Here is a 22,416-nt window from a genome sequence, read left to right as displayed (position 1 = left end):
CGGTCAGCGCTTGAACGCCTTCACTCGCACGTTGAAGCGCTTGGCGTCGTCGCGCGGCAGTCCGCGGCACGCGAAGTCGGTGGCCTGACCGCAGCGGTACCGGGTGGAGGCGTTCGCCGCGGTGACCGACACCCCGCTCACCTTCCTGCTGCTCAGCGGCACGACCACGCGGCCCTTGCCCTTGCGGTTCAGGCGGACGACCTCGCGGCCCCAGACGCCCTCACGCTTGCGCACCAGCACGTGCACGGCTGGGCTCGAGGACCGGTTGGGGGCGTCCACCACGATCCGCAGGTGCCACTTGCGGCCCCGCAGCGTGGCGTCCGGCGTGACCAGCAGCGTCTGCGCGGCGAGGTGGTTGACCCGCAGCCGCGCAGCGGCGGCACGGTCGGCCCTCGACACGGCGACCTCGCGGGCGGCCGGGGCCTGCGGCCAGGCGGCGCCCTCGGGGTAGTACCGGGCCGGCGCGGTGTTCGAGGCGGCGTACGCGGCGTAGACCTTCGCCAGGCCGCCGCCCTTCTTGGCCACGGCGCGGCGCAGCGCGTCCGCCGAGTGGTCGTCCGGGGCGCCCTTGAACGCACCGGCGCGCTGCCAGACCTTCTTCACGATCCCGTTGCCGAACCGACCGCCGAGGTACTCCCAGAACGACCAGTTGCCGTACTGGGCGAAGCCGCTGTTCTCGAAGACGTCCAGCGGCTTGCCCGGCGACTGCACCTGCCCGGAGGGGAGGTACTGGCGGTTGTCGTTGGCGCTGTCCGCGATCCGCTCCTCCATCCAGGTGGCGGTCGTCTCGAGCAGCCAGCGGTCCTCGGTGAAGTCGTAGGCGAACTGCACGGCGTGGAAGAACTCGTGGGCGGCGGTCACCCGCAGGCTGCGCGCCGGCGGGGCGCCGAACTGCGCGGCGCTGAAGTCGTTGTCCAGCACGCAGTAGCCGGCGGCCGTGCGGGTGCCCTTCTTCCGGAACTCCGGGACGCAGTAGCCGTACATGCCCTGGGCGCCGAGGTCCTTGAGGTAGACGTCGAACTGCGCGGTGCCGCCGTGGCCGCCGTCGCGCACCGGCGCCCGGTAGCCCATCTTCCCGACCTGCCGGCGCCAGACCTTGGTGAGCACGCGGAGGTTCTTGCGGACCCACGCGCTGCTCGGCACCCGGTCCTCGGTGCTCGTCACGTAGTGCACGCAGAGCCGGGGGCCGCAGCTCTTCTGCGACGCGACGGTGTACCCGTCCATGTCGTTGTCGGCGCCGTCCGAGGGACGCGCCATGATCGCCCGGGCCCGGGCCCGCTCCTCACCACGCAGCTTGGGGAGGGCCACGAAGAGGTCCCGCAGGACGAGCGTCGCCTCCGCCTCCTCGACGTGCTGGCCGCCGCGCGCGTGCTCGGCGGGGGCGCGGCCCTCGACGACGACCTCGGTGGCCTCCGCGAGCGCGGCCTGCGCCTGGTCCTCGGTGACCTCGAGCGCGGGCACGTCGACCTCCGGCGCCTCGAGCGCGGTCACCGGCGCCGAGGGGCTCGCGGCCGCCCCGGTGGGGTCGGCGGCCGCGGAGGAGCCGGCGGGAAGCAGGGCGAGACCGGTCGCCAGGGCGGCGACGGCGGTGGTCAGGGAGCGGCGCATGGGGAGGATCCTCGTTCCGAGTCAGAGGGTGCTGCCGTGCGGTGGGACGGGGTCAGGCCCCGCTGGAGATCTTCTCGATCAGGGCCGTGGTGGAGATGGCGGGCGTGCGTGGCAAGTACACCACCTCGCACACGTCGTTGAGCTCGTCGAACTTTCCGGCCCAGTCGTCGCCCATCACCAGGACGTCGGCCGCGTGCTGCTCGACGTACTGGCGCTTGAGCTCGAGGCTCTCCTCGACGAAGACCTCGTCGACCGCCCGCAGGGCGGCCACGATCGCGAGCCGTTCTGCCTGGGTGAAGACGGGCTCCCGGCCCTTCTTCCGCAGGTTCAGCTCGTCGGCCGAGACCCCCACGACCAACCGGTCGCCGAGGGCCGCCGCACGCTCGATCACCCGGAGGTGCCCGACGTGGAAGACGTCGAACGTGCCGAAGGTGATGACCGTGCGAGACATGCGGGTGATCCTCTCATGCACCCCCGTCCGCAAGGATGTTCTCGATGACGCCGACGAGGAGCACCACCGCCGCCCCGGCCCCGCCGCCCCTGGCCGCGCCGCTGATCAGCGCCGACCCCGAGGCCGACGAGATCCGCCGGCGCGGCCTGCGCCGGATGCGCGCGATCGCGGTCGCGCTGCTGGTGCTCGCGGCCGTCGTCTACGTCGCGACGATCGGCGAGGACGGCTTCCTCGGCTACGTCAACGCCGGCGCCGAGGCCTCGATGGTCGGCGCGATCGCCGACTGGTTCGCCGTCACCGCGCTCTTCCGCCACCCGCTCGGCCTCCCCGTGCCGCACACCGCGCTCGTGCCCAAGCGCAAGGACGAGCTGGGCCGCGGCCTCGAGGAGTTCGTGGGGGAGAACTTCCTGCAGGAGGACATCATCCGCGAGCGGGTCGAGGCGGCCACCGTCTCGCTGCGGGTCGGCCGGTGGCTCGCCGAGCCCCAGCACGCCCGGCGCGTCGTCGACGAGGTCTCCGAGGTGGCGGCGATCGGCCTGGGCAAGGTCCGCGACGAGCACGTCGAGAGCCTGATCCGCGACGCGCTGGTGCCGCGCTTCCGCGAGGAGCCGATCTCGCCGCTGCTGGGCGGCCTGCTCACCGAGACGCTCCGCGACGACGTGCACCACGGGCTGGTCGACCTCGCCCTGACCGAGCTGCACGACTGGCTGGTGGAGAACCCCGACACGGTCGCCGAGGTGCTGGGGGAGCGCGCCCCCTGGTGGTCGCCGCCGAGCGTCAACGAGCGGGTCACCGCGCGGGTCCACCTGGAGCTGGTGCGCTGGGTCGCCGACATCCGCGACGACCCCCGCCACCAGGCGCGCGCGGCGCTCGACTCGATGCTCGGCCAGCTCGCGCGGGACCTTCTCGAGGACCCCTCCACCCAGGAGCGCACCGAGCGGCTCAAGGAGCGGCTGCTCGACCACCCCCAGGTGATGGCCTCCAGCGTCTCGCTGTGGACCGCGCTGCGCCGGGCGCTCACCGGGTCGCTGCGCGACCCCGAGGGCGCGGTGCGCCAGCGGCTGCTCGTCGAGGTGCAGGCCTTCGCCGAGCGGCTGGTCGCCGACACCGAGCTGCGCGAGCGGCTCGACGGGCTCGCCGCCGACGCCGCCGTCTTCGCCGTCGAGCGGTACGGCGCGGAGGTCACCACCGTGATCACCTCGACCATCGAGCGGTGGGACGGCAAGGAGGCCGCCCAGCGGATCGAGCTGCACGTGGGCCGCGACCTGCAGTTCATCCGGATCAACGGCACGATCGTCGGCGGGCTCGTGGGTGTGCTCATCCACGCCGCGTCCGTCATCATCCACTGATGCGCCTGCGCCGGAAGAAGACCCAGCCCGAGCCGGCTCCCCAGCCGGTGGACGTGCCGATCCGCGACGAGGTGATCCGGCTCGGCCAGTTCCTCAAGCTCGCCAACCTGGTGGAGACCGGGGCGGAGGCGAAGCCGGTCATCGCCGACGGGCTGGTCCAGGTCAACGGCGAGGTCGAGACCCGGCGCGGTCGGCAGCTGCGGGTCGGCGACGTGGTGGTGCTGGGCGGGCAGGCCGCCCGGGTGGCCGACGAGGGCGTCCCGGACGACCTGCCCTGGTAGTTGAGTGAGCCGCGAGGGCTCACCAGGTCGAGCGAGTCCCGGCTCAGCTGACGCCGAGCAGGTCCACCACGAAGATCAGGGTCTCGCCGGGCTTGATGACGCCGCCGGCGCCGCGGTCGCCGTACCCCAGGTGCGGCGGGATGACGAGCTGCCGCCGGCCGCCCACCTTCATGCCCTGGACGCCCTGGTCCCAGCCGCTGATGACCTGGCCGATGCCGAGGCGGAAGCGGAGCGGCTCGCCGCGGTTGTACGACGCGTCGAACTCCTCGCCCGTGGAGTGGGCGACGCCCACGTAGTGGACCTCGACGGTCTGGCCGGCGCTCGCCTCGGGGCCGTCGCCGACGGTGACGTCGGTGACCTGCAGGTCGCTGGGCGGGTCGAAGTCGGGGAAGTCGATCTCGGGCTTGTCCATGCGGCTCACCCTACGGGCGGGCCGGAGGGCCCTGTCCGCGGTGGGAGCGCTCAGGCCTGGCGGACGTAGCTGTCGAGCTGGTCGCGCTCGAACTGCAGCTGGCCGATCTTGTGCTTCACCACGTCGCCGATGCTCACGATGCCGACCAGCCGCCCGTCCTCCACGACCGGGACGTGGCGGAACCGCCGGTCGGTCATCACCTGCATGAGGTCATCGAGGTCGGTGTCCGGCGGGCAGGTCGCGACGTCGGACGTCATGATCGCGGAGACCACGGTGTCGACGACGGTGCCGTCCTGGTGCAGCCGGCGGACGACGTCGCGCTCGCTGACGATGCCCTCGACCGTGGTCCCGTCGCTGCTGACGACCAGCGCGCCGACGTTGTGCTCGGCCAGGGCGGCGAGCAGCTCCCGGACCCCGGCGTCGGGGCGGATGGTGACCACGTCGGGGCGGTCCTTGGCCTGGACGACGTCTGAGATGCGCATGGGGGCCTCCGAGGTGTCGGGAGCCTCGACCGTACCGATCCCGCGGGCCCCTGAACAGGCCCGCGCCCGCCCGGAGGGAGTGCCGTCAGTCCAGGGGGAGGTCGCCCGAGGGGAAGCCGGCGGGGGAGTCGTCCTGGGGCCGCCGCCGGGAGCGGAGGTCGGAGACCGAGCCGGGGCCGGTGCGGGGCCAGTCCGGGTCGTCGGGGTCGCCGCCCAGGTCCGGCAGCGCGCCGAGGAAGGACAGCGCCGCCTCGTGCAGGTGGCCGTTGGAGGCCAGGGCATTGCCGCCGAAGGGGCCGTCGGTGCCGTCGAGGGAGGTGAAGCGGCCGCCGGCCTCCCGGACGATCACGTCCAGCGCCGCCATGTCGTAGACCTCGAGCTCCGGCTCGGCGGCGAGGTCGACGGCGCCCTCGGCGAGCAGCATGTAGGACCAGAAGTCGCCGTACGCGCGGGTGCGCCACACCCGGCGCGTGAGCGAGACGAAGTCCTCCAGCCGGCCGCGCTCGTCCCAGCCGGAGAGCGAGGAGTACGACAGCGACGCGTCCTCCAGGCGGCGTACGTCGGAGACCCGGCACTGCGTGGCCTTGAGCAGCGAGCGGCCGGTCCACGCGCCGCCACCCTTCGAGGCCCACCACCGGCGCTGCAGCTGCGGGGCCGAGACCACGCCGAGCACCACCTCGTCGTCGACCACCAGCGAGATCAGCGTCGCCCAGACCGGCACGCCGCGCACGAAGTTCTTGGTGCCGTCGATCGGGTCGACGATCCAGCGCCGCTGGCTGTTGCCGGTGGAGCCCTGCTCCTCACCCGTGACGGCGTCGCGCGAGCGGACCCGGGAGAGGGTGCGCCGGATGCCCTCCTCGACGGCCTGGTCGGCGTCGGTGACCGGGGTCAGGTCCGGCTTGCTCATCACGTGCAGGTCGAGCGCCTTGAACCGCGCCGTGGTCAGCGAGTCGGCGTCGTCGGCGAGCACGTGCGCGAGGCGCAGGTCGTCGGTGTAGTCAGGGGGTGAGGTGGCCACGGAAGCACAGGCTACTTTCAGCAACCGCCCACCGTGGTGGTGCAACATTCAACCCATGGAGATCAACGGCCTGCCGCTGCATGCCCTCGCCGTCCACGCAGCCGTCGTCCTCGCGCCGCTCGCGGCCCTGCTGGCCGTGGCGTACGCCGTCGTGCCGCGGTGGCGCGACTGGCTGCGGTGGCCCGTGGTCGCCCTCGCGGTGCCCGCCGCGGTGGCCGTCTGGGTCGCCCACCTCTCCGGCGAGGCGCTGGTCGAGGCCAACCAGTACGGCGGCCCGCTGCTGGAGCTGGTGGAGACCCACGAGGAGCGCGCCGAGGTCTTCCGGCTGGCGGTGCTGGCCTTCGCCGTGGTGGCCGTGCTCGCCGCGGCCCTGCACCGGCGGGGAGGCGCGGTCCGCTGGGTGCTGGCGGCGCTGCTCGCCGTCACGGCGGTGGCGACGCTGGTCTACGCCGTGCTCACCGGCGACGCGGGCGCGCAGATCGCCTGGTACGGCACGACCGGCTGACGCCTCGTGCTGCCCACAGTGCGCCCTGGCGCACGCTGGGCAGCACGCGGGGGAGTGGGTGGGGTGGTCAGGCGGCGGTGAGGGCGCCGCCGCACCGAGCAGCTCCGCCTCGGTCCGGGCGACGGTTCGCAGGAACTCCTCGGTCGCCTCCGGGGTGCCGATGCCCAGCGCCACCATCATGTCGCCGACGTCGGCCCTCCGCTCGTCGTCGCCGGCGGCGACCGGCGCGAAGGAGACGGCGCGCAGCCGGCGTACCAGCCACCGCTGCCACTCGGCCAGCTCGGCCCACAGTCCCCGCGCCGACATCTGGTAGAAGGCGAAGTGGCCCGGCTCCTGCCGGCGGATCGGCGCGATGACCGTCTCGATGACCGCCGTCTCGCCGAGCTCCGCGAGCCCCTCCTCGAGCCGGTGGTAGGCCAGCAGCGCGGAGCGCTCGGTGGTCATGCCGGTGAGGTAGTAGAGCATCCGGACGACGTCCTGGAGCGCGCTCACGTGCGCGAGCGCCCCGACGGCCCGGATCTTCGGCGACAGCGTGTCGAGGTCGGTGAGCGCGGGCGGCAGGCCGAGCCGGACCTGGAGCTCGTCGAGGGCCAGGCCGTGGTGGGCCTCCTGCGGCTGCCACACGTCGCGGTAGAAGTAGCGGTCGACGTCGGGCGCGTGAGGGAGCAGCACGCTCAGCTCCAGGGCGTTGCGCTCGACCTCGAGCTCCGCGCGGGCCATGTAGTCCAGCACCGGCGCGAACCGGCCGACCACGACCTGCGGCCGGCGCACGGTGAAGTCGCAGGAGGCCAGGTCGATCGGCGGGTGCTCCTCGGCCAGGCGGGCGACGTGGGCGACCAGGCGGTGGTCGGAGGAGGGTCCGCGACGGCGCGCCGGCGCGAGCAGGGCGTTCAGCATGCGGGTGGTTCGGCACCGACGCGCCGGTGGATGGCCCGCAGGGGTGTGGTGCAGACCGCCTCAGTGGTCGGAGGCGGTGCGCGCGGCCAGCAGCCGGCGGAAGGACTGGACCCGCTCCGCGTCGGCCTCGCCCTCCGCCACGGCGTCGTCGAGCCCGCACTCGGGCTCGTCCTCGCCGTGGGTGCAGCCGCGCGGGCACTCCTCGGTCATCTCGTCGAGGTCGGGGAAGGCCTCGATCAGGTGCTCGGGCTGGACGTGGGCCAGGCCGAAGGAGCGGATGCCGGGGGTGTCGATGATCCAGCCGCCGTCGGGGAGGGGGAGCATGTAGGCCGAGGTCGAGGTGTGCCGGCCGCGGCCGGTGACCGCGTTGACGATGCCCACCTCACGGTGGGCATCGGGGACGAGCGCGTTGACCAGCGTGGACTTCCCGACGCCGCTGGAGCCGACCAGGACGCTCGTCCGGTCGCGGAGCCGGTCGCGCACCGCGGCGAGGTCCCCGCCCCGCTGGGTGACCACCCACGGCACGCCGAGGGAGCGGTACGTCGACAGCAGCGTCTCGGGGTCGGCCAGGTCGGACTTCGTCAGGCACAGCAGCGGCTGCATCCCGGCGTCGTACGCCGCGACGAGCGCGCGGTCGATCAGGCGGGGCTGCGGCGCCGGGTCGGCCAAGGCGGTCACCACGACCAGCTGCTCGGCGTTCGCCACGACCACGCGCTCGACCGGGTCGTCGTCGTCGGCGGTGCGCCGCAGCGTGGTGAGTCGCTCGGTCACCTCGACGATCCGGGCCAGCGAGCCGTCGGCGCCGGAGGTGTCGCCGACCACCCGCACCCGGTCGCCCACCACGACGCCCTTGCGGCCCAGCGGCCGGGCCTTCATCGCCATCACGGTCACGCCGTCGACGAGCAGGGTGAACCGGCCCCGGTCGACGGTGACGACCACGCCGTCGACGGCGTCGTCGTACGTCGGCCGCTCCTTCGTGCGGGGCCGGGTGCGGCGGCGGGGGCGCTCGTAGTGCTCCTGGTCGTGCTCGGAGTAGCGGCCCGTCATCGGTGCGTCCCGCGGGTCAGAGGAGGCCGGCCCAGAAGCCGGCGAAGTCCGGGAAGGTCTTGCCGGTCGTGGCGACGTCCTCGACCAGGACACCGTCGACGGCGGCGCCGACGATGACCCCGGCGTGGGCCATCCGGTGGTCGGCGTAGGTCCGGAAGACACCGCCGCGGAGCGGGGACGGCCGCAGCTCGAGCCCGTCGGGGTGCTCGGTCACGTCGGCGCCGAGCCGGCCGAGCTCGGTGGCCAGCGCGGCCAGCCGGTCGGTCTCGTGGCCGCGGATGTGGGCGATGCCGCGCAGGTGCGAGGGCGTGCCGGCCAGGGCGCACAGCGCGGCGACGGCCGGGGTCAGCTCGCCGACGTCGTGGAGGTCGACGTCGACGCCTCGCAGCTCGCCGGGCCCGGTCACCGCCAGCCCGTCGTCGGTGAAGCGGACGGTGCAGCCCATGGCCTCGAGGATCCCGCGCAGGGCGTCGCCGGCCTGGGTGGTGGCCCGGGGCCAGTCCCGGACGGTGACGGTGCCGCCGGAGACCGCGGCGAGCGCGAGGAAGGGCGCCGCGTTGGAGAGGTCCGGCTCGATGGTGCGGTCGACGGCGCGGACCGGGCCGGGAGCGACCGTCCACCGGTCGGCTCCGGCGTCGTCGACGGCGACGCCGTGCTCGCGCAGCATCGCGACGGTCATGTCGATGTGGGGCAGCGACGGGACCGGCTCGCCCTCGTGGCGGACGTCGACGCCCTCGGTGTAGCGGGCGCCGGCCAGCAGCAGCGCCGAGACGAACTGGGAGGAGGCGCTGGCGTCGACCACGACGGTGCCGCCGCGGACCGAGCCGGTGCCGCGGACGGTGAAGGGGAGGGCGTCGCCCTCGACGTCGATGCCGAGGGCCCGCAGCGCGCCGAGCACCTGCCCGACCGGCCGCTGGCGCATGTGCGGGTCGCCGTCGAAGGCGACGGCGCCGCGGGCGAGGCCGGCCACCGGGGGCACGAACCGCATGACGGTCCCGGCCAGACCGCAGTCGACCTGGGCGTCGCCGGTGAGCTCACCGGGCGTGACGGTCCAGTCCTCGCCGGAGGTGTCGACCGAGGCGCCGAGGGAGGTCAGCGCCGCCGCCATCAGCGTGGTGTCGCGGGACCGGAGCGCCCGACGCACCACCGAGGGGCCGTCGGCGATGGCGGCCAGGACCAATGCCCGGTTGGTGAGCGACTTGCTGCCCGGCAGCGTGACGGTCGCGGTGACCGGACCGCTCGCGCGCGGCGCGGGCCAGGGGTCCGCGGGCGTGCTGGAAGGTGCGCTCACGCCCCGCACTCTAGGGCCGCGGCGGCGACCGGCGCTCCTCCGGCCGGCACCTCAGGCGACCCGGGCCTTGACGAACCGGGCCTCCTTGCGGGCGGCGGTGGCGAGGTGCCGCGCCTCGCGGCGGGCGTCCCTGACGGTGTGCCGGGCGCGCCACGCGACGCCCGGACGGCCGTCGGTGTCGCCCGCGGCGATCACCAGGCCGCCGAGGATCGAGAGGTTCTTGAAGAAGTGCAGCCGCTGCTGCTTCTTGGTCTCGGGGTCGCTGCCCTCCCAGAACCGGTGGCCGGCGAGGGTGGTGGGCGCCAGCGACGCGGCGAGCACGGCGGCCGAGAGCCGCGGCGCCTTGCCGGTGGCGAGCGCGGCCGCCGCCGCCAGCTGCAGCGCAGCGTTGACCTTGACCAGGCTGTCCGGGTCCTCGGGCAGGGGCACCTGCGGCGCCACCTTCCTCAGCGAGCCGACCATCTTCTGGGTGATCGGTGCCGCCTTCGACGCGAGGGCGTCGCTGTTCTTGAAGGCACTGGTGGCGCCCACGGCGAAGACCGAGGCGAGCATGGGGCGGGCGACCATTCGGCTGAGGGACATGGCTCCTCCATACCCGCTCGGCTCCGCGGGTACACGAGCCCCGGCCGGGGGCCGTGCCGGACTAGGGTGAGCCGCATGTGCGGTCGTTACGCCTCCAGCCGTCGGCCCGAGGAGCTCGCCGAGGAGTTCGACGTCGCCGCGCTGCGCATCCCCGAGCCGCTCGAGCCCGATTTCAACGTGGCGCCCACCAAGGACGTGTACGCCGTGGTCGAGCGGCCGCCGTCCACGCGGGAGGCCGCGGAGCGGTCCGGCGGGACAGGGACCGAGGCGAGCGGGGGCCACGCGACGGGGGAGCGCCAGCTGCGCGTCGTGCGCTGGGGGCTGGTGCCGTCCTGGGCCAAGGACCCCGCGATCGGCAACCGGATGATCAACGCGCGGATGGAGACGGTGGCCGAGAAGCCGGCGTACAAGCGGGCCTTCGCCAAGCGCCGGTGCCTGCTCCCCGCCGACGGCTACTACGAGTGGTACCCGACCGAGCAGCAGACGAAGGCCGGCAAGCCGGTCAAGCAGCCGTTCTTCATCCGGCCCAAGGACGGCGGCTCGCTGGCGATGGCCGGTCTCTACGAGATCTGGCGCGACCCCGAGCGCGCCGACGACGACCCCGCGCGGTTCCTGTGGAGCTGCACCGTCATCACGACCGACGCGGAGGACGAGCTCGGGCGGATCCACGACCGGATGCCGCTGATGGTGGCGCCGGACCGTTGGTCGGCCTGGCTCGACCCGACGGCGCCGCGCGACGCGCTGCTGGACCTGCTGGTCCCCGCCGCGCCCGGCGCGCTCGAGGCGTACCCCGTCTCCCGGGCGGTGAGCAACGTCCGCAACAACGGTCCCGAGCTGGTGGCCCCCCTGCCGCTGGACGAGGTGCCGCCGCTCGAGGGGGCCGGCGCGTGAGCATCCGGCACGAGCGGGTCGTCGACACCCCGCACGGACCCGCCCGGCTCGTGAGCGACCGGGCGGCGCGGCCGATGGGCACGCTGCTGCTCGGCCACGGCGCCGGCGGCGGCATCGAGGCGCGCGATCTCGCCGCCCTGGCCCGCCACCTGCCGCGGCACGGCTTCACCGTCGTCCGGCTCGAGCAGCCGTGGCGGGTCGCGGGCCGCCGGATCGCGACCCCGGCGCGGACCCTCGACGAGGGCCTGGTCGCCGCCTCCAACCAGCTGCGGGTGCGGACGCCGCTGGTGGTCGGTGGCCGCTCGGCCGGCGCCCGCTCCGCCGCCCGGTGCGCGCGGCAACTGGGCGCGGTGGCGTGCCTGGCGCTCTCCTTCCCCCTGCACCCGCCGGGGAAGCCGGAGAAGTCGCGGCTCGAGGAGCTGACCGGCGCCGGCGTGCCGACGCTGGTGGTCCAGGGCGAGCGCGACACGATGGGGCGGCCCGAGGAGTTCCCGGCCGACGTCGAGATGAGCGTCGTACCCGGTGCGGACCACGGCCTGAGGGTCCCCGCCCGCGGCCCGCTGAGCCAGGAGGAGGCGATGGACCTCGTGGTCGAGTGCACCCTGGAGTGGCTGGTCCGCGAGGTGACGGGGAATCAGGGGGCCCGGTGAGCTGTTCTGCTTCCCGTGACCGTGCTGATGGAACGTCCGCCAGTAGGCTGGCCGGTGATGACTGACTCCGTCACTGACCCCTTCGACGCCGAGACCGCGACCGACGCCACCGCGAGCGGTGCGCCCGTCGACGTCGCCACCGAGACCGAGGAGGAGCGCTCGCTGCGCTTCGAGCGGGATGCGCTCCCGTTCCTCGACCAGCTCTACTCGGCCGCGATGCGGATGACGCGCAACCCCGCTGACGCCGAGGACCTGGTGCAGGAGACGTTCGCCAAGGCGTACTCCTCCTTCCACCAGTTCCGCCCGGGCACCAACCTCAAGGCGTGGCTCTACCGCATCCTCACGAACACCTTCATCAACACCTACCGCAAGAAGCAGCGCCAGCCGCAGCAGTCGATGGCCGAGGACGTCGAGGACTGGCAGCTCGCGCGGGCCGAGTCGCACACCTCCAGCGGGCTGAAGTCCGCCGAGACCGAGGCGCTCGAGCACCTGCCCGACTCGCAGGTCAAGGACGCGCTGCAGCGGCTCCCGGAGGAGTTCCGGCTCGCCGTCTACCTCGCCGACGTCGAGGGCTTCGCCTACAAGGAGATCGCCGAGATCATGGACACGCCGATCGGCACCGTGATGTCGCGGCTGCACCGCGGCCGGCGCCAGCTGCGCGACATGCTCTCCGACTACGTCCGCAGCAACGACCTGCTCACCGTCAGCCGCGAGGGGGGCAAGGCATGAACGAGCGCCGCCACGAGCACGTGGACCCGCAGGAGTGTGCGGACTACCTCGAGCAGATCGTCTACTTCATCGACAACGAGCTGGCGGAGGCCGACTGCGCCGCCGTCCGCGTGCACCTCGACACCTGCAACCCGTGCCTGGAGAAGTACGACCTCCAGCGGACCGTGAAGTCGGTCGTCGCGCGCTCCTGCGCCGAGCCGGCCCCCGCCGAGCTGCGCGAGCGGGTCATGCTGCGCATCCGCGAGGTGCAGGTCCGGATCGTCGAGGGCTGACCCCGGCGGTCGCCTCGGCTCGGACCCGCTCCGGGCCGGGCGCGCACCGAGCATGTAACGACAGGTTCGCCGCACTACCCGCACGTTGCAACGTGCGGGTAGTGCGGCGGACGTCGCGTTACATGGCTGGGAGCGGCTGTCCGGGGGCCGGTGGTGGCCCCGGGAAGCAGTGAACCCCCGGCCGGATGGCTCGGGGGTCCAGTGCGTCTGCCTGCGCTCAGGCGTTGGGGCGCTTGCCGTGGTTCGCGCCCTTCTTCTTGCGAGCGCGGCGCTTGCGGCCGGTCTTGCCCATGGTGTCCTCCTGGATCGATGTACGTCGCCCACGAGGGGCCAACGGCCAGTCTCCCAGATCCGCCCCGACCGGACGAAATCAGCCCGGCGAAATCAGCCCGGCGAAATCAGCCGGACGAAATCAGCCCGGCAGGACCCGGCGCAGGAACCGCTCGCCGTCCACGACCACCCGGGTCACCTCGCCGGTCGCGACGACCTTGGCCGGCGCACCGTCGTCGACGTGCCGGGCGGCCACCTCGAACCGGTGCAGCCGGCCGTCGACGTACGACCGGGTCGCGGTGACCTCCACGACCTGCCCGACCGGGCTGGCGGCCGAGTGCTCGAGCGCCACCCGGGTGCCGACCGAGGTCTCACCCTCGCCGAGGGCCGGGTCGATCGCCGCACAGGTCGCGGCCTCGCACCAGGCGAGCACCCGAGGGGTGCCGAGCACGGGCAGGGAGCCGGACCCGACGGCGACGGCGGTGTCGTCGTCACCGACGGTGAAGCGGAGCGTGGCGTCCATCAGTCCTCCAGGTCCTTGCGGAAGCAGATCAGCGAGATCTCCGGGCGTGGCCGCCAGTCGCGGTCCGGGGTGCGGACGAAGCCGAGGCGGGTGTAGACGCGGTGGGCGCCGGCCATCTCCGCGAGGCTGGAGAGCACGACGGCGCTCGCTCCCTGCTCGCGGAACCGGTCGAGCACGAGGTGCACCAGCGCCTCGCCGACGCCGCGGCGCTGCGCGTGCGGCGCGACGGCCAGCATCCGGAACTCGCCCTCGCCGGCTGCGGCGACCTCGCGCCACGGCGATCCTTCGGGGCAGATCGTCACCGCGCCCAGGACCTCCTCGGCGTCGGCCGGGGTCGCCACCCACACTTCCGCCTCGGCGTCCCGGCGGGCGGCGTCGGCCAGCTGCTCCCGGTACGGGTCGTCGGCGCCGTCGAGGAACGGCTCGTACGCCGCGACGGTGACCCGGCCGACCGCGTCGAGGTCGTCGCGGGTCGCCCGCCGCAACCGGAGGTCGGACACCCTCAGATGCCGAAGGTCGCGCGCGGGTAGGCCGCGTCGACGTCGGTGATCACGTTGACCAGGTACGGCACGTCGGCGGCGAACGCCCGGTCGAGGGCTGCGCCGATCTGGCGGGGGTCGGTGACGGTCTCGCCGGCGCCGCCGAGCGCCTTCACGACCTCGTCGTACGCCGTGCGCGGCGCGAGGTCGGCCGCGACGTCGTAGCCGTAGAGCATCTGCATCGGGCCCTTCTCCAGGCCCCAGGCGGAGTTGTTGGCCATCACCATGACGACCGGCAGCCCGTGGCGCACGAGGGTGTCGACGTCCATGAGCGAGAAGCCTGCCGCACCGTCGCCGAGGAGGAGGACGACCTGCGAGGACGGCCGCGCGATCCGCGCGGCGATGGCGGCGCCCAGCCCGGCGCCGAGGCAGCCGTAGGGGCCGGGGTCGAGCCAGCAGCCGGGCCGCTGCGGCTCGACGTACTTGCCGGCGAAGCTGACGAAGTCGCCGCCGTCGCCGATGACGACGGCGTCGTCGGCCAGCCGCGGGACCAGCTCGCCATAGATCCGGGCCGGGTGGATCGGGTCCGCCTCCGCCGTGAGCAGCGCACGGTCGCGCTCGACGCCGGCGCGGACCGTGTCCTGCAACGTCGAGACCCAGTCGCTCCAGTCGGGCCGCCGGGAGGAGTGCTCGAGGCCCGCGCGGAGCCCGTAGAGGATGGTGGTGAGGTCGCCGGCGACCGACTCGGCGAGCGTGGCGTGGCCCGAGACCTGGCCGGGGGAGTCGGCGACGTGGACCACCTGGGCGTCGCCGAACACGCCGTACCCGAGCCGGAAGTCCAGCGGGGTGCCGACCACGATCACCAGGTCGGCCTCCTTGAGGGCCTGCCCGCGGGCCTTGGTGACCAGCAGCGGGTGACCACCGGGCACCACGCCGCGGCCCATGCCGTTGGTGAGGGTCGGGAGACCTGCGTCCTCGACGAGGCGGAGGGCGGCCTCCTCGGCGCGGTCGGCCCACACGTCGGTGCCCAGGACCAGCACCGGGCGGGCCGCCTGCGCCAGCAGGCCGACGACCCGGGCGACGGCGTCGCCGTCGGGCTCGGCGCCGCGCGGCACCGCGGCCGCCGCGGCGGGGCTGATCGCCTGGTTGAACAGCTCGTCCATCGGGACGTCGACGAAGACCGGTCCCCGGTGCGAGGAGCCGGCGACGGTGAACGCCTCGTCCAGGCCGGGGGAGACGTCGGCGGCCGTCATCAGCGTGCGCGCCGACTTCGAGACCGAGGCCACGATCGGCGGCTGGTCCAGCTCCTGGAGGCTGCCGCTTCCCCAGCGGTTCTGCGGCGCGCGACCGCCCACGACGACCATCGGGGAGCCGGCGAACTGGGCCTGCGCGATCGCGCTGACGCCGTTGGTGACGCCGGGACCCGCCGTGAGCACGGCCAGGCCCGGCACCCGGGTCAGCTTGCCGGTCGCCTCGGCGGCGAAGGCCGCGGTCTGCTCGTGCCGCACGTCGAGGAGCCGCATCGGCGGGTCGGCCTTGACCGCGCCGTCGTAGAGCGGGAAGACGTGGGCGCCGGAGAGGGTGAACATCGTCTCCACGCCGTGCGCCCGGGCCACGGCGACGGCGAGCTCGCCGGCGTGCCCCTTCAGGTGCCCCTCGGGCACGGGCACGTCGGCGGTCGGGTCCGGCCAGGTCTCGGTCTCGGCGTCGCTCATGGTTCCGACACTATGCGCCCCCGGCGCTTCGCGGGCCGGGACGCGGCCGGATCCGGCAGGTCCGCGCGCCGGCGACGGTTCAGGCGGACGCCTGCAGCGCCGGGTTGGTGTGGCGCAGCGCGTCCACCACGACGAGCAGCAGGTCGGAGCGGACCGCGGGCGGGTTGGGCCCGAGGGCGAGCTGGAGGTAGAGCGCCCGCAGGAACGCCTCGGCGTTGCCGCTGGCCAGGTGCGGGTCGCGCCCGTCGTACGACGAGCGGGCGGCGGCGTTGGCGATCCGGGCGACCCACGGCTCGAGCACCTGCAGCGGCACCGCGTCGCGCCGCAGCACGGCCATCGTCGTGCCGGCGAGCCGGTCGGCCTCGCCGTTGACGAAGAGGTGGTCGACGGGGAGCAGCAGCCGGTCGGCCACCACGTCGAGCAGCACGGTGAGCTCCGCCATGCCGACGTGCGGCGACCGGGCGAGCACGGCGAGGCCGTCCGCGCCGTGGGCAACGGCGTGGGCCCACCCCTTGCCGGGCACCCAGCCGCGGGTGTCCTGCTCGCGCAGCAGCCAAGTCGCCAGGCAGTCGCCCCACTCCAGGACCTTGCCGGCGGGCAGCAGCCCCTGCGCGTTGTCGCGGGCCAGGCACTCGGCGAGCACGAGCGCGGAGAAGCTGCGGCGGAAGACGGTGTCCGTGCCGACCTCCCCGATGCCCACGCGCAGGCCGGCGGCCATCCCGTCGCCGAGGCCGGAGAGCAGCTCGTCGTAGACGCCCCGGCTCACCCAGGTGGCGAGTGCTGGGTACGCCGTGCCGTCGCGCAGCTCTGGATCGGCGTCCCCGAGCATGACCGTCAGCTCCGCGGTCAGGTCGTCCAGGGGGCGGTCCGCGGGGACCTCCAGCCCCTGCGCATGGACCTGCTTCCAGTACTGCCCCGACATGGGGGTCATCCTGCCAAAGGCTGGCGCTGTGGGAAGAGTTCCCGCGCGTCGGTAAGGTCACCAGTCGTGCCGACCCTCGCCGATCTGGTGCGAAGTCACACCGACCTGAGCCTCGAGGACGTCGCGTGGCTCCAGCTGCTGCAGGCGGACTGGCAGATCCTCGCCGACCTCTCCTTCGCCGACCTGGTGCTCTGGCTGCCCGACGCGAGCGGCGCCGGCTTCTGGGCGGGTGGGCAGATGCGGCCGACCACCGGCCCCACGGCGTACGTCGACGACGTCGTCGGCACCTTCGTGCCGCGCGGCCGGCGCCCGCTCCTCGACGCCGCCTACGCCGAGGGCCGGCTGGTGCGGGAGGGTGACCCCGAGTGGCGCGGCGAGGTGCCGGTGCGGGTGGAGACGATCCCGGTGCGCCACGGTGGGCGGGTCATCGCCGTGGTCTCGCGCAACACCAACCTGCTCGGCGTGCGGACGCCCAGCCGCCTCGAGCTGGCCTACCTCCAGACGGCGGCGGACCTCACCCAGATGATCGCGCAGGGCTACTTCCCCGCGCCCGGCCAGCGCAGTGACCACGCCGACTCGCCCCGGGTGGGGGACGGCTTCCTGCGCGTGGACGCGGCCGGGACCGTCACCTACGCCAGCCCCAACGCCCTGTCGGTCTACCGCCGCCTGGGCCTCTCCGGCGACCTCACCGGCCTCTCCCTGGCGGACCTGACCCGTGACCTCGTGCCGCCCCGCCGCCGACCGGACGAGGAGACGCTGAGCGCGGTCCTCGGCGGGCGTGCCCACCGGGACACCGAGGTCGGGACGGACACCGTCTCGCTGATCATCCGCTCGGTGCCGCTGCGCCCCGACGGCCGTCACATCGGGGCGCTGGTCCTGGTCCGCGACGTCACCGACCTGCGCCGGCGCGACCGCGAGCTGGTGACCAAGGACGCCACCATCCGGGAGATCCACCACCGGGTGAAGAACAACCTGCAGACCGTCGCGGCCCTGCTGCGGCTCCAGGCCCGGCGGATCGACTCCGAGGCGGCGAAGCTCGCCCTCGAGGAGGCCGTGCGCCGGGTCGGCTCGATCGCCATCGTCCACGAGACCCTGAGCCAGGCGGTCGAGGAGACCGTCGACTTCGACGAGATCGCGGAGCGGCTCGGCACGATGGTGACCGACGTCAGCATGGTCGGCCGCCGGGTGCACGTCGTGCGCGACGGCGAGTTCGGCAGCCTGCCGTCGGAGGCGGCCACCGCGCTGGCGATGGTGCTGACGGAGGTGCTGCAGAACGCCGTGGAGCACGGCTACGGTGACCCGGGCCAGCCGGACCACGGGAACGACGCCGGCGAGGACCTCGCCCCCGCAGGGCAGGTGGTGGTGACCGTACGGCGCACGGTCGGCCGGCTGCACCTCACCGTCGACGACGACGGACGCGGGCTGCCCGAGGGCTTCGACCTGGACGGGTCGACGAACCTCGGGCTCTCCATCGTCCGCACGCTCGTCGAGTCCGAGCTGGGTGGTCGGCTCGAGCTCGGCGCGGTGCCCAGGGGACGCGGGACCCGGGTCGTGCTCGACGTGCCGCTTGCCTGATCGCCACCCCGAGGGCGACTCGGCAGACGGCCGGGGTCAGCCGTGGATCAGCCGTGGATCAGGCGGTGCGGACGCGGGCGCGGGCGTTGCGGCGCTTGAGTGCGCGGCGCTCGTCCTCGCTGAGGCCGCCCCACACTCCGTGGTCCTGGCCGGCCTCGAGCGCCCACGCGAGGCACTGCTCGCGCACCTCGCAGCGTCGGCAGACCTGCTTGGCCTCCTCGATCTGGAGGATGGCCGGACCGGTGTTGCCGATCGGGAAGAACAGCTCCGGGTCCTCGTCGAGGCACGCCGAACGGTGGCGCCAATCCATGGCTGGGGAATCCCTACTCTCTACTACGTACGTGCAGGCCAGGGGCGGCGCAAGCCTGCGGGGCCCGTGCGGGGACGGCGAGTGAACGCGTTCACGAGCGAGTGCCCAGCGTGGCAATCTTTGGAACGTTATACAAGCGTTTGCGATGGTCTCTTCCGTCACAGACACGCGAGGGCGTCCCGGGGGCGCCGATCGCTAGGCTCGTCCGGTGCCCAGCAGACCCTCTCCTCAGACCTCCGTGCCGGCGCCGCTGACGGTCGCCGCCTCCCTGGTCGCCGTGCAGGGCGTGGTGCTCACGCTGCTGGCCGTGGCGGAGCTGGCGAACCTCTCCTTCCAGCGCCTGACGATGGGCATCACCACCACGGTGTTCTTCGCGCTGTGCGGCGTCGGCCTCCTGGTCTGCGCCTGGGGGCTGCGGCGGCTCGCCACGTGGGCGCGGTCCCCTGCGGTGCTGGCGCAGCTGATCCAGCTCGGCGTCGCGTGGTCGTTCCGCGGTGACCCCACCACGCTGGTGGCCATCGGGCTCGCGGTCACGGCGCTCGTCGTGCTCGCCGGCCTGCTGCACCCCGCCAGCACCGAGGCGCTGGTCGACGACCCGACCGGCTCCCGGTCCGCCGACTCGTGACCGGAGCGTGCGTGCGCCTCAGTCGTCGTGCGCCTCGAGCGAGGTGCGCAGCTGCACGAGGGTCCGGCTGAGCAGCCGCGACACGTGCATCTGGGAGACGCCGATCTCCTCGGCGATCTGCGACTGGGTCATGTTCTTGAAGAAGCGCAGCAGCAGGATCCGCTTCTCCCGCGGCTCGAGCCGGTCGAGCAGCGGCTTGAGGGACTCGCGGATCTCGACGTGCTCGAGGTTGGCGTCGTCCACCCCGATGGCGTCGAGCATCGAGGCGGCGCCGTCGTCGTGGTCGTCGCTGGCGTCGAGGGAGAGCGTCGAGTAGGCGTTGCTCGACTCCAGGCCCTCGACGATCTCCTCGACGGTGCAGCCGATCGCCTCGGCGAGCTCCCGCGGCGTGGGGGAGCGGCCCAGCGCCTGGGTGAGCTCCGCGGTCGTGGAGCCGATCTGCATCCGGAGCTCCTGGAGGCGCCGCGGGACGCGGATCGCCCAGCCCTTGTCCCGGAAGTAGCGCTTGATCTCGCCGATCACGGTCGGCGTCGCATAGGTCGAGAACTCGACGCCGCGCTGCGGGTCGAACCGGTCCACCGACTTGATCAACCCGATCGTGCCCACCTGGACCAGGTCCTCCAGCGGCTCCCCGCGGTTGCGGAACCGGCGCGCACAGTGCTCGACCAGCGGGAGGTGGAGCGCGACCAGCTCGTCGCGAGCACGCGCGCGCGCCGGCTCCGGGGACCCGGCCGCGTGCAGCTCGACGAAGAGCTCGGCGCTGCGCCGGCGGGTCAGCTCGATGCCGGTCGACGGCGTCTGCGCCGCGACGACGTCGGACGTGCTGGGCGCATCCATGTCAGCGGGCTGTTCCGCCAGCATCACCGGCAGCGGTCCCCTGCGTCAGGAGGGTGTCTCCCAGGTCCATGGCGGCCATGGTCATCACGACCCCGAACCGGCCCTCCGCCGCGGCGGCCGACGCGTTCGCGGCCAGCGTGGTGAGCACCTGCCAGGCGAAGCTCTGGTAGTCGGGCTGGTGGTCCGGGGACGACGCCGTCTCCGACTCGACCGCGACCGCGAGGGTGAGCTCGCCTCCCCCGAGCCAGAACTGGCAGTACATGTCCGACCCGGGATCGGCCTCGGGCAGGACCATCGCGCTGGCCTCCCCCACCGCGATCCTGAGGTCCTCGATGTCGTCGATCGTGAAGTCGAGGCGGGCGGCCAGCCCGGCCGCCGTGGTGCGCAGCACCGAGACGTACGCGCCGTCGGCGGGCACCCGGAGCTCGACGTCGGCGCGGCGTTGGGGGTGACCGGGGGCCGTGGGGTGCATGTGGTCGTCCTTCGTCGGGGGGCTCGGGCTCGACCATAGTGGTCGGGGCCGGTCACCGGGACGTGTCCCGGTGACCGGCCCCGTGGTGACCGGTGAGGCTGGTGCCTCAGCGTTCGTGCTTCACGCCTTCTTGGTCTCCCAGAAGATCTCGGCGATCTGGTCGATCTTCTCCAGCAGCTGGTCGGCGACCTCGGCGTCGAAGACGGCCTTCGTGCCGCCGCCACCGCCGGCGAGCTTGGTGGCCTCGTTGATCAGCTGGTGCAGCTGCGGGTACTTCTCGAAGTGCGGGGGCTTGAAGTAGTCGGTCCACAGCACCCACAGGTGGTGCTTGACCAGCTCGGAGCGCTGCTCCTTGATGAGCGCCGCCCGGACGCGGAAGTCCGGGTCGTCGTTGTCGGCCACCTTGGCGATGATGGCCTTGACCGACTCGGCCTCGATGCGGGCCTGTGCGGGGTCGTAGACGCCGCAGGGCAGGTCGCAGTGGGCCGAGACCTCGATGGTGGGGGCGAAGAGTCGCGCGAACATTGCCGTCCTCTCACATGGCTGATGGGTCGTTCCTAAGAACCGCCTGCGACACTACTCCGCGTGTCAGGAGCGGGGCGAGCAGGTCGTCGGCCGAGCTCCCGGGCCCGGCGGATCGGCCTCGCGGTGGTGCGGGGCGACTCGATGCGGCCGACGCTCCAGCCGGGGGACCGGCTGCTCGTGCGGCACGGCGCCGGCGCGCGCGAGGGCCGGGTCGTGGTGGCCCGGTTCCCCGACGGCACGGTCGCGGTCAAGCGCGCCGTCGAGCGTCGTACGACGGCAGCGGGCGGGGCCGGCTGGTGGCTGCTCAGCGACGACCCGGACCGAGGCGTGGACTCCCGCCACCGGGGCCCCGTCGACGACCGCGACGTCCTCGCGGTCGCCGTGGCGCGGCTGTGGCCGCGCCCCCGGCGGCTGTGACCCACACCATCGTGGACACCAGGCAGCTCCGGAGTCCGCTGTGCCAGAGTGCAACCCATGTCAGCACCTGAGACGACCGAGCCCCCCGAGGCGCCCGAGGCTGCCAGTCCGGACCACCCGCTCGCAGGTGACCCGGTCTTCGACCTCCACGTCGGCGGCAAGCTCGAGACCGTGTCGACCGTCGAGCTCGACGGCGCCGACGCGCTCTCCATGGCGTACACGCCAGGAGTGGCACGGGTGTGCACGGCCATCGCCGAGGACCCCTCGATGACCCAGCACTACACCTGGGTGCCGAACACCGTCGCGGTCGTGACCGACGGCACCGCGGTGCTCGGCCTGGGCGACATCGGGCCTGCGGCCGCGATGCCCGTGATGGAGGGCAAGGCGGTGCTCTTCAAGCAGTTCGGCAACGTCGACGCCGTCCCGATCTGCCTCGACACCACCGACACCGAGGAGATCATCGAGACCGTGGCGCGGCTGGCGCCCAGCTTCGGCGGCATCAACCTCGAGGACATCTCCGCTCCGCGTTGCTTCGAGATCGAGGACCGGCTCAAGGAGCGCCTGGACATCCCCGTCTTCCACGACGACCAGCACGGCACCGCGGTCGTCGCCCTGGCCGCGCTCAAGAACGCGCTGCGCCTCACCGGCCGCAACCCCGCCGAGACCCGGGTGGTCATCTCCGGCGCCGGCGCCGCGGGCGTCGCGGTCGCGCGGATCCTCCTCGAGGCGGGCATCACCGACCTCGCCGTCACCGACCGCAAGGGCGTGCTCAGCTCCGACCGCGGGGACCTGACGCCGGTCAAGAAGGTCGTGGCCGAGCTGACCGCCGACGTCACGGGCCGCTCCGGCACGCTCGCCGACGCGCTGGTCGGCGCCGACGTCTACATCGGTGTCTCGGGCGGCACGGTCCCCGAGGAGCACGTCGCCACCATGGCCGACGACGCGATCATCTTCGGGCTGGCCAACCCGACGCCCGAGGTCCTGCCCGAGGTCGCGCACCGGCACGCGCGGGTCGTGGCGACCGGCCGCTCGGACTTCCCCAACCAGATCAACAACGTGCTGGCCTTCCCGGGGATCTTCCGCGGCACCTTCGACGTCCGCGCCACCGCGATCACCGAGGGCATGAAGCTCGCGGCCGCCGACGCCCTCGCCGACCTCGTGGGCGACCAGCTCACCGAGGACTACATCATCCCCTCGCCGTTCGACGCCCGCGTCGGCCCCGCCGTCTCCGCTGCTGTGGCCGAGGCCGCACGCCGCGACGGCGTGGCGCGCCGCTGACGG

Annotated in this window: 28 protein-coding genes; 11 read left to right on the top strand and 17 right to left on the bottom strand. The window is 73.6% G+C overall.

Translation table 11 applies throughout. The annotated features are described in order from the left end of the window. Positions 1–3: 3 nt before the first annotated feature. Both ACSMHG_RS04630 and ACSMHG_RS04625 read right to left on the bottom strand, forming a co-directional pair. Positions 4–1,608, bottom strand: a complete 1,605-nt coding sequence (locus ACSMHG_RS04630; RefSeq protein WP_435742246.1) for an MXAN_6640 family putative metalloprotease — start codon at positions 1,606–1,608, stop codon at positions 4–6. A gap of 52 nt (positions 1,609–1,660) precedes the next feature. After that, positions 1,661–2,059 carry an FAD synthase family protein gene (locus ACSMHG_RS04625; protein WP_435742245.1) on the bottom strand — a complete coding sequence of 133 codons (399 nt, stop codon included), beginning with the start codon at positions 2,057–2,059 and terminating at the stop codon, positions 1,661–1,663. 44 nt (positions 2,060–2,103) lie between these two features. Between ACSMHG_RS04625 and ACSMHG_RS04620 the strand changes: the two genes are divergently transcribed. Continuing rightward, a complete protein-coding gene (locus ACSMHG_RS04620) occupies positions 2,104–3,408 on the top strand; it encodes a DUF445 domain-containing protein (RefSeq protein ID WP_435742244.1) in 1,305 nt (434 codons plus the stop codon). Next, the gene (locus tag ACSMHG_RS04615) at positions 3,408–3,689 is read left to right on the top strand and encodes an RNA-binding S4 domain-containing protein (protein WP_435742243.1); all 282 of its coding nucleotides are present in this window, start codon (positions 3,408–3,410) and stop codon (positions 3,687–3,689) included. The genes ACSMHG_RS04620 and ACSMHG_RS04615 overlap by 1 nt, the downstream gene beginning before the upstream one ends. A gap of 43 nt (positions 3,690–3,732) precedes the next feature. On the opposite strand, the gene ACSMHG_RS04610 is transcribed toward ACSMHG_RS04615, so the two are convergent. The 3 genes from ACSMHG_RS04610 to ACSMHG_RS04600 form a co-directional block, all read right to left on the bottom strand. After that, on the bottom strand, positions 3,733–4,101 hold the full coding sequence (locus tag ACSMHG_RS04610; RefSeq protein ID WP_435742242.1) for an FKBP-type peptidyl-prolyl cis-trans isomerase: 369 nt from the start codon (positions 4,099–4,101) through the stop codon (positions 3,733–3,735). A 50-nt stretch (positions 4,102–4,151) separates the two neighbouring features. After that, positions 4,152–4,583 (bottom strand): CBS domain-containing protein, encoded by a 432-nt coding sequence (locus tag ACSMHG_RS04605; RefSeq protein WP_435742241.1) that lies wholly within the window; start codon positions 4,581–4,583, stop codon positions 4,152–4,154. A gap of 85 nt (positions 4,584–4,668) precedes the next feature. Further along, on the bottom strand, positions 4,669–5,649 hold the full coding sequence (locus tag ACSMHG_RS04600; RefSeq protein ID WP_435742240.1) for an inositol monophosphatase family protein: 981 nt from the start codon (positions 5,647–5,649) through the stop codon (positions 4,669–4,671). A gap of 7 nt (positions 5,650–5,656) precedes the next feature. Between ACSMHG_RS04600 and ACSMHG_RS04595 the strand changes: the two genes are divergently transcribed. Further along, the gene (locus tag ACSMHG_RS04595) at positions 5,657–6,106 is read left to right on the top strand and encodes a DUF2231 domain-containing protein (protein ID WP_435742239.1); all 450 of its coding nucleotides are present in this window, start codon (positions 5,657–5,659) and stop codon (positions 6,104–6,106) included. 957 nt (positions 6,107–7,063) lie between these two features. Here ACSMHG_RS04595 and rsgA read toward each other — a convergent pair. From rsgA to ACSMHG_RS04580, 3 genes are read right to left on the bottom strand one after another with little or no spacing between them, the layout of a single operon-like run. After that, complete coding sequence (gene rsgA, locus ACSMHG_RS04590) at positions 7,064–8,050, bottom strand: ribosome small subunit-dependent GTPase A (protein ID WP_435742238.1); 987 nt, start codon at positions 8,048–8,050, stop codon at positions 7,064–7,066. Positions 8,051–8,066: 16 nt separating this feature from the next. Further along, positions 8,067–9,341 (bottom strand): 3-phosphoshikimate 1-carboxyvinyltransferase, encoded by a 1,275-nt coding sequence (gene aroA, locus ACSMHG_RS04585; protein ID WP_435742237.1) that lies wholly within the window; start codon positions 9,339–9,341, stop codon positions 8,067–8,069. Positions 9,342–9,392: 51 nt separating this feature from the next. Then, positions 9,393–9,923 (bottom strand): DoxX family membrane protein, encoded by a 531-nt coding sequence (locus tag ACSMHG_RS04580; RefSeq protein WP_435742236.1) that lies wholly within the window; start codon positions 9,921–9,923, stop codon positions 9,393–9,395. Positions 9,924–9,998: 75 nt separating this feature from the next. On the opposite strand from ACSMHG_RS04580, the gene ACSMHG_RS04575 reads away from it, so the two are divergent. From ACSMHG_RS04575 to rsrA, 4 genes are read left to right on the top strand one after another with little or no spacing between them, the layout of a single operon-like run. After that, on the top strand, positions 9,999–10,814 hold the full coding sequence (locus ACSMHG_RS04575) for an SOS response-associated peptidase (RefSeq protein WP_435742235.1): 816 nt from the start codon (positions 9,999–10,001) through the stop codon (positions 10,812–10,814). Next, positions 10,811–11,464, top strand: coding sequence for an alpha/beta hydrolase family protein (locus ACSMHG_RS04570; protein WP_435742234.1), 654 nt, complete (start codon positions 10,811–10,813; stop codon positions 11,462–11,464). The genes ACSMHG_RS04575 and ACSMHG_RS04570 overlap by 4 nt, the downstream gene beginning before the upstream one ends. Before the next feature lie 57 nt (positions 11,465–11,521). Then, the gene (locus ACSMHG_RS04565) at positions 11,522–12,193 is read left to right on the top strand and encodes a sigma-70 family RNA polymerase sigma factor (protein WP_435742232.1); all 672 of its coding nucleotides are present in this window, start codon (positions 11,522–11,524) and stop codon (positions 12,191–12,193) included. Beyond that, entirely contained in the window at positions 12,190–12,465 is a 276-nt protein-coding gene (gene rsrA, locus ACSMHG_RS04560) for a mycothiol system anti-sigma-R factor (RefSeq protein ID WP_435742231.1), read from the top strand. Before ACSMHG_RS04565 ends, rsrA begins: the two co-directional genes overlap by 4 nt. A 217-nt stretch (positions 12,466–12,682) precedes the next feature. Here the strand turns inward: rsrA and ACSMHG_RS04555 are convergent, their stop codons facing one another. The 5 genes from ACSMHG_RS04555 to ACSMHG_RS04535 all read right to left on the bottom strand — a co-directional run bounded on the left by ACSMHG_RS04555 (position 12,683) and on the right by ACSMHG_RS04535 (position 16,383). After that, positions 12,683–12,757 (bottom strand): 50S ribosomal protein bL37, encoded by a 75-nt coding sequence (locus ACSMHG_RS04555; protein ID WP_369759046.1) that lies wholly within the window; start codon positions 12,755–12,757, stop codon positions 12,683–12,685. Between the two features lie 120 nt (positions 12,758–12,877). After that, positions 12,878–13,258 (bottom strand): thioesterase family protein, encoded by a 381-nt coding sequence (locus ACSMHG_RS04550; RefSeq protein WP_435742229.1) that lies wholly within the window; start codon positions 13,256–13,258, stop codon positions 12,878–12,880. Next, positions 13,258–13,758 carry a GNAT family N-acetyltransferase gene (locus ACSMHG_RS04545; RefSeq protein WP_435742227.1) on the bottom strand — a complete coding sequence of 167 codons (501 nt, stop codon included), beginning with the start codon at positions 13,756–13,758 and terminating at the stop codon, positions 13,258–13,260. The genes ACSMHG_RS04550 and ACSMHG_RS04545 overlap by 1 nt, the downstream gene beginning before the upstream one ends. A 2-nt stretch (positions 13,759–13,760) precedes the next feature. Continuing rightward, a complete protein-coding gene (locus tag ACSMHG_RS04540; protein WP_435742226.1) occupies positions 13,761–15,452 on the bottom strand; it encodes an acetolactate synthase in 1,692 nt (563 codons plus the stop codon). A 79-nt stretch (positions 15,453–15,531) separates the two neighbouring features. Next, entirely contained in the window at positions 15,532–16,383 is an 852-nt protein-coding gene (locus tag ACSMHG_RS04535) for a DUF2785 domain-containing protein (protein WP_435742225.1), read from the bottom strand. Between the two features lie 78 nt (positions 16,384–16,461). Here ACSMHG_RS04535 and ACSMHG_RS04530 point away from each other — a divergent pair, with 78 nt between their 5' ends. Further along, on the top strand, positions 16,462–17,949 hold the full coding sequence (locus tag ACSMHG_RS04530; protein ID WP_435742224.1) for a sensor histidine kinase: 1,488 nt from the start codon (positions 16,462–16,464) through the stop codon (positions 17,947–17,949). 58 nt (positions 17,950–18,007) lie between these two features. Here the strand turns inward: ACSMHG_RS04530 and ACSMHG_RS04525 are convergent, their stop codons facing one another. Then, positions 18,008–18,259 (bottom strand): WhiB family transcriptional regulator, encoded by a 252-nt coding sequence (locus ACSMHG_RS04525; RefSeq protein WP_011755173.1) that lies wholly within the window; start codon positions 18,257–18,259, stop codon positions 18,008–18,010. Positions 18,260–18,467: 208 nt separating this feature from the next. Between ACSMHG_RS04525 and ACSMHG_RS04520 the strand changes: the two genes are divergently transcribed. Then, positions 18,468–18,884: a hypothetical protein gene (locus ACSMHG_RS04520; protein WP_435742223.1), complete on the top strand. Its 417-nt coding sequence runs from the start codon at positions 18,468–18,470 to the stop codon at positions 18,882–18,884. An 18-nt stretch (positions 18,885–18,902) separates the two neighbouring features. Here ACSMHG_RS04520 and ACSMHG_RS04515 read toward each other — a convergent pair whose 3' ends face one another. From ACSMHG_RS04515 to sodN, 3 genes are all read right to left on the bottom strand, one after another. Further along, positions 18,903–19,721, bottom strand: coding sequence for an RNA polymerase sigma factor SigF (locus tag ACSMHG_RS04515; protein ID WP_435742222.1), 819 nt, complete (start codon positions 19,719–19,721; stop codon positions 18,903–18,905). 1 nt (position 19,722) lies between these two features. Continuing rightward, the gene (locus tag ACSMHG_RS04510) at positions 19,723–20,193 is read right to left on the bottom strand and encodes an ATP-binding protein (protein ID WP_435742220.1); all 471 of its coding nucleotides are present in this window, start codon (positions 20,191–20,193) and stop codon (positions 19,723–19,725) included. A 120-nt stretch (positions 20,194–20,313) separates the two neighbouring features. Next, complete coding sequence (gene sodN, locus ACSMHG_RS04505) at positions 20,314–20,718, bottom strand: superoxide dismutase, Ni (protein WP_435742219.1); 405 nt, start codon at positions 20,716–20,718, stop codon at positions 20,314–20,316. 60 nt (positions 20,719–20,778) lie between these two features. On the opposite strand from sodN, the gene ACSMHG_RS04500 reads away from it, so the two are divergent. Further along, positions 20,779–21,135, top strand: coding sequence for a S24/S26 family peptidase (locus ACSMHG_RS04500; RefSeq protein ID WP_435742218.1), 357 nt, complete (start codon positions 20,779–20,781; stop codon positions 21,133–21,135). A 57-nt stretch (positions 21,136–21,192) separates the two neighbouring features. After that, complete coding sequence (locus ACSMHG_RS04495) at positions 21,193–22,413, top strand: NAD(P)-dependent malic enzyme (RefSeq protein ID WP_435742217.1); 1,221 nt, start codon at positions 21,193–21,195, stop codon at positions 22,411–22,413. Positions 22,414–22,416: the final 3 nt, after the last annotated feature.

The sequence above is a fragment of the Nocardioides ureilyticus genome (assembly GCF_051280745.1).
Lineage (GTDB): Bacteria > Actinomycetota > Actinomycetes > Propionibacteriales > Nocardioidaceae > Nocardioides.
This window is presented reverse-complemented; position numbering and strand designations above follow the sequence as displayed.